Below are 12,939 nucleotides of genomic sequence, written 5' to 3' on the forward strand. Positions count from 1 at the left end.
CGCCCGAGTTCCGTCGCCTGCTCGCCGTTTTCCTGCTCAACGGCATCGCCGCAGCCGTGCCGGCCACGCTGCTGCTCTTCTTCATCGACGACCGGCTGCAGCTGCCGGCCTCGCAGGGCCTCTTCCTGGCCAGCTACTTCGCCGCCGCGGTGATCTCGCTACCGCTGTGGCTGCGCGTCATCGCCCGGCTCGGCCAGGCGCGCGCCTGGGGCCTGGGCATGCTGCTGTCGATTGCGACGTTTGCCTGGGCCGCCGCGCTCGGGGCGGGCGATCACGGCGGCTTTCTCGCCGTCTGCATCGCCAGCGGCGCGGCACTCGGCGCCGACCTGGCCGTGCCCGGGGCCTTGCTGGCCGGCGTCATCCAGCGCGCTGGCCTGGCCGGGCGCGCCGAGGGCGCCTTCTTCGGCTGGTGGAATGCCGCCACCAAGCTCAACCTGGCCGTTGCCGCCGGTCTGGCGCTGCCGTTGTTGCAGGCCCTGGGCTATGCGCCAGGTCAGCGCGACCCGCAGGCCTTGCAAGCCCTGACCATCGCCTATTGCCTGCTGCCCTGCGCGCTCAAGCTCGCTGCGGCAGCGCTGCTCTATCGCCACTTCATCGCCACCCCACCATGAACCGACGCCTGCTGCTGACCACCCTCGTCACCACTGTCGCCCTCGCCGGCTGCGCCAGCGCCCCCGTGCCCGAGGACTACGCTGCCGAGAAACCGACGCTGGACCTGAAGACCTACTTCAACGGACCGATGACGGCCCACGGCCTGTTCACCGACCGCGCCGGCAAGGTGAAGCGACGTTTTGTCGTGCAGTTGATGGGGCGTTGGCAGGGCGACGTCGGCACGCTGGAGGAAGACCTCATCTACAGCGACGGCAAGACCGAGCGCCGCGTCTGGACCATCACCTCGCTGGGCAATGGCCGCTACCGCGGCACGGCGGCCGATGTCGTCGGCGAGGCGACCGGGGAGGCACGCGGCAATGCGCTGCGCTGGAGCTATACCCTGCGCCTGCCGGTGGACGGCAAGACCTACGACGTGCAGTTCGATGACTGGATGTATCTGATGGACGACCGGGTCATGCTGAACAAGGCGCGCATGAGCAAGTTCGGCTTCCACCTGGGCGATGTGACGCTGTCGTTCTACAAGAAACCATGAGCCTCAATCCGCAGCTGCGCAACTGGCAGGGCAAGACGGTGTGGCTGGTCGGCGCCTCCACCGGCATCGGCCGCGCCACCGCGACCGCCCTGCACACGGCCGGCGCGCGGGTGATCGTGTCGGCGCGGCAGGCGGCCCTGCTCAACGAATTCGTCGCGCTGCACCCAGGCAGCCACGCGCTGGCGCTGGACGTGATGGACCTGCCGGCCCTGCACGCCGCCGTCGCCCAGATCGGAGCGCCCGACCTGTGCGTCTACTGCGCCGGCTACTACCGGCCGATGAGCGCGACGGGATTCGACCTCGCCGAGGCACGGCGCCACCTCGACATCAACTACGTCGGCGCGCTGAACCTGCTCGACGCGCTGCTGCCCCAGTTGCTGACCGCGGGCGGCGGCCATCTGAGCTTGGTCTCCAGCGTGGCGGGCTACCGCGGCCTGCCCAAGGCGCTGGCCTACGGGCCGAGCAAGGCCGCGCTGACGCACCTGGCCGAGGCTCTCTACCTTGACCTGCAGCCCCGCGGCATCGGCGTCTCGGTTGTCCACCCGGGCTTCGTGACGACGCCCATGACGGCGCAGAACGACTTCCGCATGCCCGCGGAGATCAGCCCCGAGCAGGCCGCCGCCGCCATGCTGGCCGGCTGGGCCGCTGGTAAGTTCGAGGTCCATTTCCCCAAGCGCTTCACGCGCCTGATGAAGCTGCTGCGCCTGCTGGGCGACAGCGCCTATTTCAAGCTCGTCAGCCGGATGACCCGATGAAGCACACCGACCCACGCGCCGCCGCGCTGATCGCGGGCTATGAGGCGCTGTCACCCGCTGGCCTGGACAGCCTGGTCGCGCTGTATGCCGACGACTGCAGCTTCAAGGACCCCTTCAACGAGGTCCGCGGCCGCGCGGCCGTGCGCCGCGTCTTCGCGCACATGTTCGAGACCGTCAAAACGCCGCGCTTCGTCGTTCGCCATGCCATCGTCCAGGGCGACCAATGCTTCCTCGGCTGGGACTTCCATGCCGGCGACCTCGTCATCCGTGGCGCCAGCCACCTGCGCTTTGATGCTGCCGGCCTCGTCGTCGACCACCGCGACTACTGGGACGCCGCGGAGGAACTTTATGAAAAGCTGCCGGTGCTGGGCGCGCTGATGCGTCTGCTCAAACGCCAGCTGCGCGCGACGTGACGGCTTACCGCGCGACTGCCGTAGAACCGGCTTGCCGGGCCACGGCAGTGCCCCCTTGAGGGGGCGCGCGAAGCGCGTAGGGGGTGGTCTATCTCAACCAACCCTTGCGGCGGAAGTAGATGAAGGGTGCCGCGACGGACAGCAGCATCAGCACGAGGGCAAAGGGATAGCCCCAGCGCGAGGTCAACTCGGGCATGTGCTGGAAGTTCATGCCGTAGATGGACGCGATCAACGTGGGCGGCAGCAGTGCGACGCTGGCAACCGAGAAGATCTTGATGATCTTGTTCTGGTTGATGTTGATGAAGCCGACAGTGGCGTCCATCAGGAAGTTGATCTTGTCGAACAAGAACGCCGTGTGAGAGTCGAGTGAATCGATGTCCCGCAGGATCTGGCGCGATTCCTCGAACTGCTCGGCGTTGAGCATGCGGCTGCGCATCATGAAACTGACCGCGCGGCGCGTGTCCATCACGTTGCGGCGGATGCGGCCGTTCAGGTCCTCCTCTCGTGCGATGGCCGACAGCACCTCGCCAGCCTCGGCATCGGTGACCTCGCTCTTCAGCACGCGCACGCTGACCGCCTCGAGCTTGTCGTAGATGCCCTCCAGCACGTCGGCCGAATACTCCGCGTCGGCGTCGTAGAGCTTGAGCAGCACGTCCTTGGCATCCTCGATCAACGCCGGGATGCGCCGCGCGCGCAGCCGCAGCAGCCGGAATACGGGCAGGTCCTCGTTGTGGATGGAGAACAGGATGTTGTTGAACAGGATGAAGGCCACGCGCACATTGCGCGCCGGCTTGCCCTCGCCCGACTCGTCACCCTCGATGAGAAAGTCGGAACGGATGTGCAGCTCGCCGTTGTCTTCCTCGTAAAAGCGCGCCGACTCCTCCAGATCCTCGTCGACGATGTCCTCGGGAATGATCAGGCCGAAGCGGTCGCGGATCCAGCCTTTCTCCTCGGCGCTCGGGCTCTCCAGGTCGACCCAGACCGGGCGCGACAGTGCCAGGTCCTCAGCGGTCTCGATCTCTTCCTGGAACAGCCCGCCCTTGAGGCGTCCGTTGTCCAGCGTGAAAACATTCAGCATGCATCGTCTCCAGCGGCGCTGGCGGAGGGGAGACGGCAGTTGCCGTCCGGGGTGGCGGGATTCAGGTCGACCGTCTCACTCCGGGCGGGCTCAGCCTTTGAGAAGGCCGGCGGCGGGAGGGACGGTCACCGAGGGTGATCGCTGTCCAAGAAGCTCTCCGTGGGGGGAATAGCTGCGGATTATTGCACCCGGCCAGAGCGTGAAAGAAGCCTCAGGAACGAGGCCTCGAAGGCCACAAACCGTCACCGTCATCCCCTTGTCATGCGGGCGCTTCGCGCGCAAACTGGGCTCGTCGATTTCCTCACTCCACCCACCTCCGCTACCTGAAAAGACCCTCCCTCTACTCTCCCTCTTCTGTCGTTTCTCAGTTTTCCGGTTCGTTTTCCCCGACCTATTCCTCTGAAAGGAGGCTTTATGAATCTGACGATCAGTGGCCATCATCTCGAAGTCACGCCGGCTCTGCGCGAGTACGTACTCACCAAGCTGGACCGTGTGACCCGCCACTTCGACCAGGTCGTTGACATCAACGTCCTGCTGACCGTAGAGAAGCAAAAGGAAAAGGATCGCCGCCAGCGCGCCGAAGTGACACTCCACGTCAAGGGCCGCGACATTTTTGTAGAGCAATCCCACGAGGACCTGTACGCCGCCATCGACCAGCTGATGGACAAGCTGGACCGCCAGGTTTGCCGCCACAAGGACAAGGTGCAGGATCACCACCACGCCTCGGCCAAGCGCCTTGAGGTCTCGGCGTCCTGAGCCCTTTGGCTCATCTCACGGCGGCCTGCGGGCCGCTTTCGCTTTTTGGCGGAGCAATCCGCCGCGGTCGCCCTGTTGCTGCAGTGCCGCAAAAACCCGCATTCGAGGGTCGCCAGAGATGTTTTCCACGCGTCGCGCCTCTGTCGCCCACCCCAAATCGGCCTGCGGTTCCATAATCTGCGGCTCTGATTGACCCTTATGCCCCGGCTACGGCCGCGCCCACCCGGCGCCCCCCCGACGCCAGGCCTCCGCCCATGAACCGTCTCGCCGCCATCCTGCCCGCCGACAACGTGTTGGTGAACGTGGATGCGTCCAGCAAGAAACGCGCCTTCGAACATGCAGGCCTGCTGTTCGAGAACCACCACCAGATGGCCCGGGCGCTGGTCACCGACAACCTGTTCGCCCGCGAGCGCCTGGGGTCGACCGGCCTCGGTCACGGTGTCGCCATTCCGCATGGACGCGTCAAAGGTCTGAAGAATCCGCTCGCCGCCGTGTTGCGCCTGCAGCAATCGATCGCCTTCGATGCACCCGACGACGAGCCGGTCAGCCTGTTGATCTTCCTGCTCGTACCGGAGGCCGCGACGCAGCGTCATCTGGAGATCCTGTCCGAGATCGCCGAGATGTTGTCTGACCGCGAACTGCGCGAACAGCTCAAGGCCGAGGCGGATGGCGCCACGCTGCACAGGCTCATCGCGGCTTGGGAACCGCTCAAGTCCGTCGCTTGATGCCCCTTTTGCGCGCTTCGCGTAAACCCCTGGTTTTGGCTGCAAATCCGAATTGAAACCCACGTCGATCAGCGCCGAGCGCCTCTTTGAAGAGCACCGCGAGGCCTTGCGCTGGGAATGGATTGCCGGTCACGCCCACCCGGAGCGCCGCTTCGACGAAGCCGCCGTGCGCGATGCGCAGAGCGCGGCCGACCTGGTCGGCTATCTGAACTACATCCACCCCTACCGGGTGCAGATCGTCGGCCGTCGCGAGGTCGCGTATCTGAACCAGGAGAGCACCGAAGTCCAGGACCGCCGCATTTCGCGCATCGTCACGCTGGAACCGCCGGTCATCATCATTGCCGACGACTCCGTGCCGCCGTCACGCCTGGTGGCCATGTGCGACCGCGCCGAGATCCCACTGTTCCGCACCAATGAATCCGCCGGCCATGTCATCGACCTGGTGCGCGGCTATCTGTCGCAGCTGTTCGCCAACCGCACCACCCGCCACGGGGTCTTCATGGACATTCTGGGCCTGGGGGTGCTGCTGACGGGCGAATCGGGCCTGGGCAAGAGCGAGCTCGGCCTGGAGTTGATCTCACGCGGCCACGGCCTGGTCGCTGACGACGCGGTCGACTTCTTCCGCATCGCGCAGACCGCCATCGAAGGCCGCTGCCCCGAGTTGCTGTTGAACCTGCTGGAAGTGCGCGGCATCGGCCTGCTGGACATCAAGTCCATCTTTGGTGAGACCGCCGTGCGCCGCAAAATGCGCCTGAAGCTCATCGTCCACCTGGTGCGCAAGGAGACGATGGAGCGCGACTTCGAGCGCCTGCCCTACGAGCCGCTGTACGAAGATGTGCTGGGCATGCCGGTGCGCAAGGTCGTCATCGCGGTGGACGCCGGCCGCAACCTGGCGGTGCTGGTGGAGGCCGCGGTGCGCAACACCATCCTGCAGCTGCGCGGTATCGACACCTACAAGGAATTCGTCGAGCGCCATCAGCGCGCCATCGACAACGGCTCGATGGATTGAGCCGCCTGCGGCAGCGCGGTTGTCCATGCGGGCCGAGCGCCGGGCCGCTTCCAAGTCGACCCGCGCTGGCGATGTGCTTGCGGCGCCCTGCCGCAAACATCGCCGTCCCATGGGGGGACGGACCGGGCCCTCCGGCGTTCAGCACGGAGAGCCTGGGCAAGGGGCGTCGTCTCAGCTGCGGTTCGGGCAGTCGGGCTTCACGCAGGTCGCGTACAGCGCCAGCGAATGCTCCTGCAGCTGGAAGCCGCGCTCGGTGGCGATGGCGTGCTGGCGTGATTCGATGCCGGGGTCGAAGAACTCTTCGACCTTGCCGCAATTCAGGCAGACGAGGTGGTCGTGGTGGTGCCCCTCGTTGAGCTCGTAGACCGCCTTGCCAGTTTCGAAATGATTGCGGCTCAACAGGCCGGCCTGCTCGAACTGCTGCAGCACGCGGTAAACCGTGGCCAGGCCGATATCGGCCCCCTCGCCCAGCAGGGCCCTGTAGACATCCTCGGCCGTCATGTGGCGCTGCGCCGAGCGTTGGAAGATCTCGAGGATCTTGATGCGCGGCAGCGTCGCCTTGAGGCCGCTGTTCTTGATGTCGCTGGTCTGGTTCTTGGCGGAAGAGCTGGTCATGGCGCATGTGCCGGGGCCACGAAGGGGGCCCCGCTAGAATCCGGCCGATCATAGCCAGCCGAGCTTCCGGCGGGCACTTTCCGCACTCTGTCCAGCCGCCCCATGCGTCCCCTGCTTGCCTCTCTCCCGCTGATTGCGCTGCTTGGCGGCTGCTCCTACCTGCCGACTTGGGATTCCCTGCCTTCGCTGCCCTCCGTCACCGGCGAGAAGGTGCTGGGTGTGCTGACGCCGTACCGCGTCGAGGTGGTGCAGGGCAATGTGCTGACCAAGGAAATGGTGGCGCGCGTCAAGCCTGGCATGCCCAAGGCACAGGTGCGCGATCTGCTCGGCTCGCCGCTGCTGACCGACATCTTCCATGAATCGCGCTGGGACTACGTCTTCACCATCCGCCGTCAGGGCGCCGCGCCGCAGCAGCGCCTGGTCATCGCGCAGTTCGACGGCGACAAGCTGAAATCCCTCGACGTGCCCGACGATCTGCCGGCCGAGAAAGACTTCGTCGCCGCCATCAACACCTTCAAGCCCGACGGCAAGCAGCCCAAGCTCGAATTGAGCGAAGCCGAGCGCAGCGCCTTGCCGCCGCCCAAGCGCAGCGCCGAAGCCGCGCCGACGGCGGCCGCCGAAGGCCCGGCGCCCGGCCGCGTCTACCCGCCGCTGGACGCCAAGCCGGGAACGGGTTCGTGATCAAGGTCGCCATCGCCGGCGCTTCCGGGCGCATGGGCCAGATGCTCGTCGCGGCCGTGCAGGCCGCCGACGACTGCACGCTGCACGCCGCGCTGAGCCGCGGCGATGACCTTGCCTTGCGCCTGGCCGGCGCCGACGTGCTGATCGACTTCACGCGGCCCGAAGCGACGTTGTCCAACCTGTCCATATGCGCCGAACTCGGCGTCAGGGCCGTCATCGGCACGACCGGTTTCGACGCAGCGCAGAAGGCCGAACTCGCCAGCTACGCCGAACGCACGGCCATCGTCTTCGCCCCCAACATGAGCGTCGGGGTCAACGTCGTGCTCAAGTTGCTCGACATGGCGGCGCGGGCAATGAACGAGGGTTTCGACATCGAGATCATCGAGACCCACCACCGCAACAAGGTCGACGCGCCCAGCGGCACGGCCCTGCAGATGGGCCAGGTCGTTGCCGACGCACTGGGGCGCGACCTCCAAGCATGCGCCGTCTACGGCCGTGAAGGCGTCACCGGCGTGCGCGATCCGTCGACCATCGGCTTTGCCACCGTACGCGGCGGCGATGTCATCGGCGACCATACCGTGCTGTTCGCCGGCACCGGCGAGCGCATCGAAGTCAGCCACAAGGCCAGCAACCGCGGCATCTATGCGCAAGGCAGTCTGCGCGCGGCCCGCTTCCTTGCGAGCAAGACAACGGGCCTGTTCGGCATGAACGACGTCCTGGGCTTCAACACCTGATATGGGCGGCTTCGCGGACTTCTGGGCCCAAAGCGACCTGGTCGGCCGCGCGGTTGCGCTGCTGCTGCTGGCGATGTCCGTCAGTGCCTGGGCGTTGATCCTGTGGAAGACCTGGCTGCTGCGCCGCGCGCGCCGCGGCCTGGCGCGCGCGGTACCCGCCTTCTGGGCGGCAGCGGGCGTGACCGAAGGCCGCAGCGCGCTGCAAAACTTCGACACCGAGGGCCTGCTGCTGCCACTGCTGGACGCCGCCACGGCTGAGACGCGCAGTGCCACGCTGGAAGCGGCCGGCAAGCGCGAATCACGCCTGACCCGGCGCCTGCGCGATGCGCTGCATATCGTGCTGGCCAAGCTGCATTTCGGCCAGGTGATGCTGGCCTCCATCGGCGCCACCGCGCCCTTCGTCGGCCTGTTCGGCACCGTCTGGGGCATCTACCACGCGCTGGTCAGCATTTCGGCGGCCGGCAACATCACCATCGAGAAGATCTCCGGCCCGGTCGGCGAGGCGCTGATCATGACGGCCGCGGGCCTGGCGGTCGCCATCCCCGCCGTGCTGGCCTACAACGTCTTCGGCAAGCTCGTTGCGGCTTGCGAGGCCGACCTGGAAGGTTTCGCGCATGACCTGCGCGAGTTGCTGGACCACGACTGATGGCGTTTGGCCGCCTCGAAAAGCCTGAGGCGTCGCGGCCGATGAGCGACATCAACATGACACCGCTCATCGACGTCATGCTGGTGCTGCTGGTCATCTTCATGATCACCGCGCCACTGATGACAGCCTCGCTGCGCCTGGACCTGCCCAACAGCGATGCCGCGACGCCGAGCGACGCGCCGAGCTTCATCGCCGTGGCCATCACGCCGGACGGCAAGCTCCATATCGGCGAGGACGAACTGGCGCCGCAGGCCTTCCAGCAGCGCATGGCCGACCTCGGCCGCGCCAATGCGCAGCTGGAGGTGCAGCTGCGCGCCGACCGCACCGTGCCCTATGGCCAGGTGGCCGAGCTGATCGGCTGGGTGCAGGCAGCCGGGCTGAACCGCATCGCCTTTGTCGCGCAGGCCGCGGCATCGGCCCCCTGAGCGAAGGACCGCCGGGGGGCGCCACCTACAATTTGGCGCATGAACGCCAAGACCGAAGCGCCCAGCTACAACCCCAACGAGATCGAAGCCGCCGCCCGTGCCTACTGGACGGAGCGTGATGCCTACCGCGTCACCGAGGACGCGTCCAAGCCGCACTTCTATGCCTGCTCCATGCTGCCCTACCCCTCGGGCAAGCTGCACATGGGCCATGTGCGCAACTACACGATCAACGACATGCTGGCCCGCCAGCTGCGCATGAAGGGCTACAACGTCCTCATGCCGATGGGTTGGGACGCCTTCGGCCTGCCGGCCGAGAACGCCGCGATGAAGGGCAAGGTGCCGCCGGCGCAGTGGACCTACTCCAACATCGCCCACATGAAGGGCCAGATGCAGGCCATGGGCCTGGCCATCGACTGGAGCCGCGAGGTCGCGACCTGCCAGCCCAGCTACTACAAGTGGAACCAGTGGCTGTTCCTGAAGATGCTCGAAAAAGGCATCGCCGAGCGCCGCACCCAGGTCGTCAACTGGGACCCGGTAGACCAGACGGTGCTGGCCAACGAGCAGGTCATCGACGGCCGCGGCTGGCGCTCGGGCGCGCTGGTGGAAAAGCGCGAGATCCCGGGCTACTACCTGAAGATCACGCAGTACGCCGAAGAGCTGCTGTCGGCGGTTGCTGATCCCACCGACCCCAACTACCTGAGCGGCTGGCCCGAGCGCGTGCGGCTGATGCAGGAGAACTGGATCGGCAAGAGCCAGGGCGTGCGCTTTGCGTTCCCGCACACCATCGAAGGCGGCGGCGGGCGCCTCTGGGTGTTCACGACCCGCGCCGACACCATCATGGGCGTGACCTTCTGCGCCGTCGCGCCGGAGCACCCGCTCGCCACCGTTGCGGCCAAGACCAAGCCCGAGGTCGCCCGCTTCATCGAGGAATGCAAGGCCGGCGGCACGACCGAGGCCGAACTGGCCACGCAGGACAAGAAGGGCGTGCCGACGGGCCTGTTCGTCACGCACCCGATCACGGGCGCGCAGGTCGAGGTCTGGGTCGGCAATTACGTGCTGATGAGCTATGGCGACGGCGCCGTGATGGGCGTGCCGGCGCATGACGAGCGCGACTTCGCATTTGCGCTGAAGTACCAGCTGCCGATCAAGCAGGTCATAGCCGTCGAAGGCCAGGCCTACGACGACAAGAAGTGGAGTGAGTGGTACGGCGACAAGCAGAAGGCGCGCTGCGTCAACTCAGGCATGCTGGACGGCCTGTCGCATGTCGATGCCGTCAACAAGGTCGCCGAACTGCTGGCCGACAAGGGCCTGGGCGAGAAGAAGACCACCTGGCGCCTGCGCGACTGGGGCGTCAGTCGCCAGCGCTACTGGGGCACGCCGATTCCGATCATTCACTGCGACGACTGCGGCGTCGTGCCGGTGCCCGAGAAGGACCTGCCCGTCGTGCTGCCGGACGACCTGATCCCGGACGGCAGCGGCAACCCGCTGAACAAGCACGCCGCCTTCCTGAACGTCGCCTGCCCGAGCTGCGGCAAGCCGGCCCAGCGCGAGACGGACACGATGGACACCTTCGTCGATTCGTCCTGGTACTTCATGCGCTACTGCGATCCGACGAATGAGCAGGCCATGGTGGCCGAGGGCACGAAGTACTGGATGCCGATGAACCAGTACATCGGCGGCATCGAGCACGCCATCCTGCACCTGCTGTACGCGCGCTTCTGGACCAAGGCGATGCGCGACATGGGGCTGGTCACGATCAGCGAGCCGTTCGAGAAGCTGCTGACGCAGGGCATGGTCTTGAAGGGCGCGTTCTTCCACAAGCCCGAGGGCGGCGGCAAGGACTACTACTGGGATCACGAGATCGACGTCATCCACGACGACAAGGGCGGCATCGCCGGCGCCAAGCTGAAGAAGGACGGCACGCCGCTCGAGTACGAGATGACGACCATGTCCAAGTCCAAGAACAACGGCGTGGACCCGCAGGCGTTGATCGACCAGTACGGTGCCGACACGGCCCGCCTGTTCGTCATGTTCGCGTCGCCGCCGGAGCAGACGCTGGAGTGGAACGACGCGGCCGTCGAGGGCGCCCACCGCTTCCTGAAGCGCGTGTGGAACTTCGGCGCGCGCAATGCCGACACGATCAAGAGCGCCGGCACCGACTTCGCCAAGCTGAACGGCGACGGCAAGGCGCTGCGCCGCGAGGTGCACAACGTGCTCAAGCAGGTCAGCTACGACTACGAGCGCATGCAGTACAACACCGTCGTGTCAGGCGCGATGAAGCTGCTCAATGCGCTGGAAGGATTCAAGGGCGAGGGGCAGTCGGCCGCAGTGCGCGATGGCTTCTCGGTGCTGCTGCGCGTGCTCTACCCCGCCACGCCGCACATCGCCCATCAGCTCTGGCAGGACCTCGGCTTTGCGGCCGAACTGGGCGACCTGCTCGACGCGCCCTGGCCCACGGTTGATGAAGCTGCGCTGGTGCAGGACGAGATCGAGCTGATGCTGCAGATCAACGGCAAGCTGCGCGGCTCGGTCAAGGTGCCGGCGTCGGCCGACAAGGCCGCCATCGAAGCCGCCGCGCTCGCCAACCCCGAGTTCGCCAAGTTCAGTGAAGGCAAGGCACCCAAGAAGGTCGTCATCGTGCCCGGCCGCCTCGTCAACGTGGTGGTGTGATGCAGCGTCGTCTCGCGCTTCTCGGGCTCACCGCCCTGGCCGGCTGCGGCTTTGAGCTGCGCCGCGAGCCGGTGCTGCCCTTCCAGACGCTGGCGCTGACCGGTTTCCCGGCGGACTCCCCGCTTGCCGCCGGCCTCAAGCGCCAGATCAAGCGCACCCCCGTGCAGTTGCTGGACGACCCCGCCCGCGCCCAGGTCGTGCTGGAGGCGCTGCGCGAATACCGCGACCGCACCGTCGTCGCGTCCAACAGTGCCGGTCAGGTGCGCGAGTTCCAGCTGCGCCTGCAGTTCGACTACCTGATCCGCACGGCTGGCGGCGAGCTGCTCGTACCCAAGGTCGAGTTGCGCCTGGCGCGCGACATGAACTTCACCGAGAGCGACGCGCTGGCCAAGGAGCAGGAGGCCGCCAACCTCTACGGCGCCATGCAATCCGACGCCATCGCCCAGGTGATGCGCCGCCTCGCAGCCGTCAAGCTCCCCACCTAAACATGCAGCTGCGCGCCGAAGGCCTGCAGGCCCACCTGAGCAAGGGGCTGGCCCGCATCTACACCGTCCATGGCGACGAGCCCCTGCTCGCCCAGGAGGCGGCCGACCAGATCCGCGCCGCCGCGCGCGCCAACGGCTTTGGCGAGCGGCAGATCTTCATCGTCTCCGGTGCCTATTTCGATTGGGCCCCGGTGCTGGCTGCGGCGCAGGCGATGAGCCTGTTTGCCGAGCGCCAGTTCATCGAGATCCGCATTCCGAGCGGCAAGCCCGGCAAGGACGGCTCCGATGCATTGCAGCGCTATGCGCAAGCCGCGCCCGACGATGTGCTGACGCTGGTGACGCTGCCGCGCCTGGACAAGACGCAGCTGTCCAGCGCCTGGTTCACGGCGTTGGACGGCAATGGCGCGTCCATCCGCGTCGAGCCCGTGGAGCGCCGCATGCTGCCGGCCTGGCTCGCCCAGCGCCTCAAGGCCCAGGGTCAGTCCGTGCCCGAGGGCGAAGACGGGCAGCGCGCCCTGAGCTTCTTCGCCGACCGCGTCGAGGGCAACCTGCTGGCCGCCCACCAGGAGCTGCAGAAGCTGGCCCTCCTGCATTCCAAGGGCGAACTGACGCTGGAGCAGATCGAAGCCGCCGTGCTGGACGTCGCGCGCTTCGACGTCTTCAAGCTCAGCGAGGCCGTGCTGTCGGGCGCGGTGCCAAGGCTGCTACGCATGCTCGACGGCCTGGAGGCCGAGGGCGAGGCCGCCGTGCTGGTGCACTGGACGCTGGCGGAAGACGCGCGGGCGCTGGCCCGCGTGCGCGCC

The 12,939-nt window shown here is 66.9% G+C and carries 16 protein-coding genes; 14 read left to right on the top strand and 2 right to left on the bottom strand.

The window, feature by feature from the left end:
• From ACT6S0_RS22755 to ACT6S0_RS22770, 4 genes are all read left to right on the top strand, one after another.
• Positions 1 to 611 (top strand): MFS transporter (locus ACT6S0_RS22755; protein WP_444766054.1); only part of this gene is annotated, 611 nt, incomplete at its 5' end.
• On the top strand, positions 608 to 1,144 hold the full coding sequence (locus ACT6S0_RS22760) for a DUF3833 domain-containing protein (RefSeq protein ID WP_444692109.1): 537 nt from the start codon (positions 608 to 610) through the stop codon (positions 1,142 to 1,144). The genes ACT6S0_RS22755 and ACT6S0_RS22760, both read left to right, overlap by 4 nt.
• Positions 1,141 to 1,899, top strand: a complete 759-nt coding sequence (locus tag ACT6S0_RS22765) for an SDR family NAD(P)-dependent oxidoreductase (protein WP_444692108.1) — start codon at positions 1,141 to 1,143, stop codon at positions 1,897 to 1,899. Before ACT6S0_RS22760 ends, ACT6S0_RS22765 begins: the two co-directional genes overlap by 4 nt.
• Positions 1,896 to 2,312, top strand: coding sequence for a nuclear transport factor 2 family protein (locus ACT6S0_RS22770; RefSeq protein WP_444692107.1), 417 nt, complete (start codon positions 1,896 to 1,898; stop codon positions 2,310 to 2,312). Before ACT6S0_RS22765 ends, ACT6S0_RS22770 begins: the two co-directional genes overlap by 4 nt.
• Before the next feature lie 88 nt (positions 2,313 to 2,400).
• On the opposite strand, the gene corA is transcribed toward ACT6S0_RS22770, so the two are convergent.
• Positions 2,401 to 3,390: a magnesium/cobalt transporter CorA gene (gene corA / locus ACT6S0_RS22775; protein WP_444692106.1), complete on the bottom strand. Its 990-nt coding sequence runs from the start codon at positions 3,388 to 3,390 to the stop codon at positions 2,401 to 2,403.
• Positions 3,391 to 3,804: 414 nt separating this feature from the next.
• Between corA and hpf the strand changes: the two genes are divergently transcribed.
• The 3 genes from hpf (at position 3,805) to hprK (ending at position 5,880) form a co-directional block, all read left to right on the top strand.
• Entirely contained in the window at positions 3,805 to 4,146 is a 342-nt protein-coding gene (gene hpf, locus ACT6S0_RS22780; protein WP_056268812.1) for a ribosome hibernation-promoting factor, HPF/YfiA family, read from the top strand.
• Between the two features lie 254 nt (positions 4,147 to 4,400).
• Positions 4,401 to 4,871, top strand: coding sequence for a PTS sugar transporter subunit IIA (locus ACT6S0_RS22785; protein WP_444692105.1), 471 nt, complete (start codon positions 4,401 to 4,403; stop codon positions 4,869 to 4,871).
• 52 nt (positions 4,872 to 4,923) lie between these two features.
• Positions 4,924 to 5,880, top strand: coding sequence for an HPr(Ser) kinase/phosphatase (hprK, locus tag ACT6S0_RS22790; protein WP_056268809.1), 957 nt, complete (start codon positions 4,924 to 4,926; stop codon positions 5,878 to 5,880).
• Positions 5,881 to 6,051: 171 nt separating this feature from the next.
• On the opposite strand, the gene fur is transcribed toward hprK, so the two are convergent.
• Positions 6,052 to 6,495 carry a ferric iron uptake transcriptional regulator gene (fur, locus tag ACT6S0_RS22795; protein ID WP_444692104.1) on the bottom strand — a complete coding sequence of 148 codons (444 nt, stop codon included), beginning with the start codon at positions 6,493 to 6,495 and terminating at the stop codon, positions 6,052 to 6,054.
• A 102-nt stretch (positions 6,496 to 6,597) separates the two neighbouring features.
• On the opposite strand from fur, the gene ACT6S0_RS22800 reads away from it, so the two are divergent.
• From ACT6S0_RS22800 to holA, 7 genes are all read left to right on the top strand, one after another.
• Positions 6,598 to 7,176, top strand: a complete 579-nt coding sequence (locus tag ACT6S0_RS22800) for an outer membrane protein assembly factor BamE (protein ID WP_444692103.1) — start codon at positions 6,598 to 6,600, stop codon at positions 7,174 to 7,176.
• Positions 7,173 to 7,910, top strand: coding sequence for a 4-hydroxy-tetrahydrodipicolinate reductase (dapB, locus tag ACT6S0_RS22805; RefSeq protein WP_444692102.1), 738 nt, complete (start codon positions 7,173 to 7,175; stop codon positions 7,908 to 7,910). The genes ACT6S0_RS22800 and dapB overlap by 4 nt, the downstream gene beginning before the upstream one ends.
• 1 nt (position 7,911) lies before the next feature.
• Entirely contained in the window at positions 7,912 to 8,556 is a 645-nt protein-coding gene (locus ACT6S0_RS22810; protein ID WP_444692101.1) for a MotA/TolQ/ExbB proton channel family protein, read from the top strand.
• A complete protein-coding gene (locus ACT6S0_RS22815; protein WP_444692100.1) occupies positions 8,556 to 8,981 on the top strand; it encodes an ExbD/TolR family protein in 426 nt (141 codons plus the stop codon). The genes ACT6S0_RS22810 and ACT6S0_RS22815 overlap by 1 nt, the downstream gene beginning before the upstream one ends.
• Positions 8,982 to 9,020: 39 nt before the next feature.
• Positions 9,021 to 11,651 (top strand): leucine--tRNA ligase, encoded by a 2,631-nt coding sequence (leuS, locus tag ACT6S0_RS22820; protein WP_444692099.1) that lies wholly within the window; start codon positions 9,021 to 9,023, stop codon positions 11,649 to 11,651.
• On the top strand, positions 11,651 to 12,136 hold the full coding sequence (locus ACT6S0_RS22825; RefSeq protein WP_444692098.1) for an LPS-assembly lipoprotein LptE: 486 nt from the start codon (positions 11,651 to 11,653) through the stop codon (positions 12,134 to 12,136). Before leuS ends, ACT6S0_RS22825 begins: the two co-directional genes overlap by 1 nt.
• Before the next feature lie 2 nt (positions 12,137 to 12,138).
• Positions 12,139 to 12,939, top strand: an 801-nt coding sequence (gene holA / locus ACT6S0_RS22830; protein WP_444766055.1) for a DNA polymerase III subunit delta, incomplete at its 3' end; no start/stop codon positions are given.

The organism is Roseateles sp. (assembly GCF_052436255.1).
In the GTDB taxonomy this organism is placed as follows: Bacteria; Pseudomonadota; Gammaproteobacteria; order Burkholderiales; family Burkholderiaceae_C; genus Pelomonas.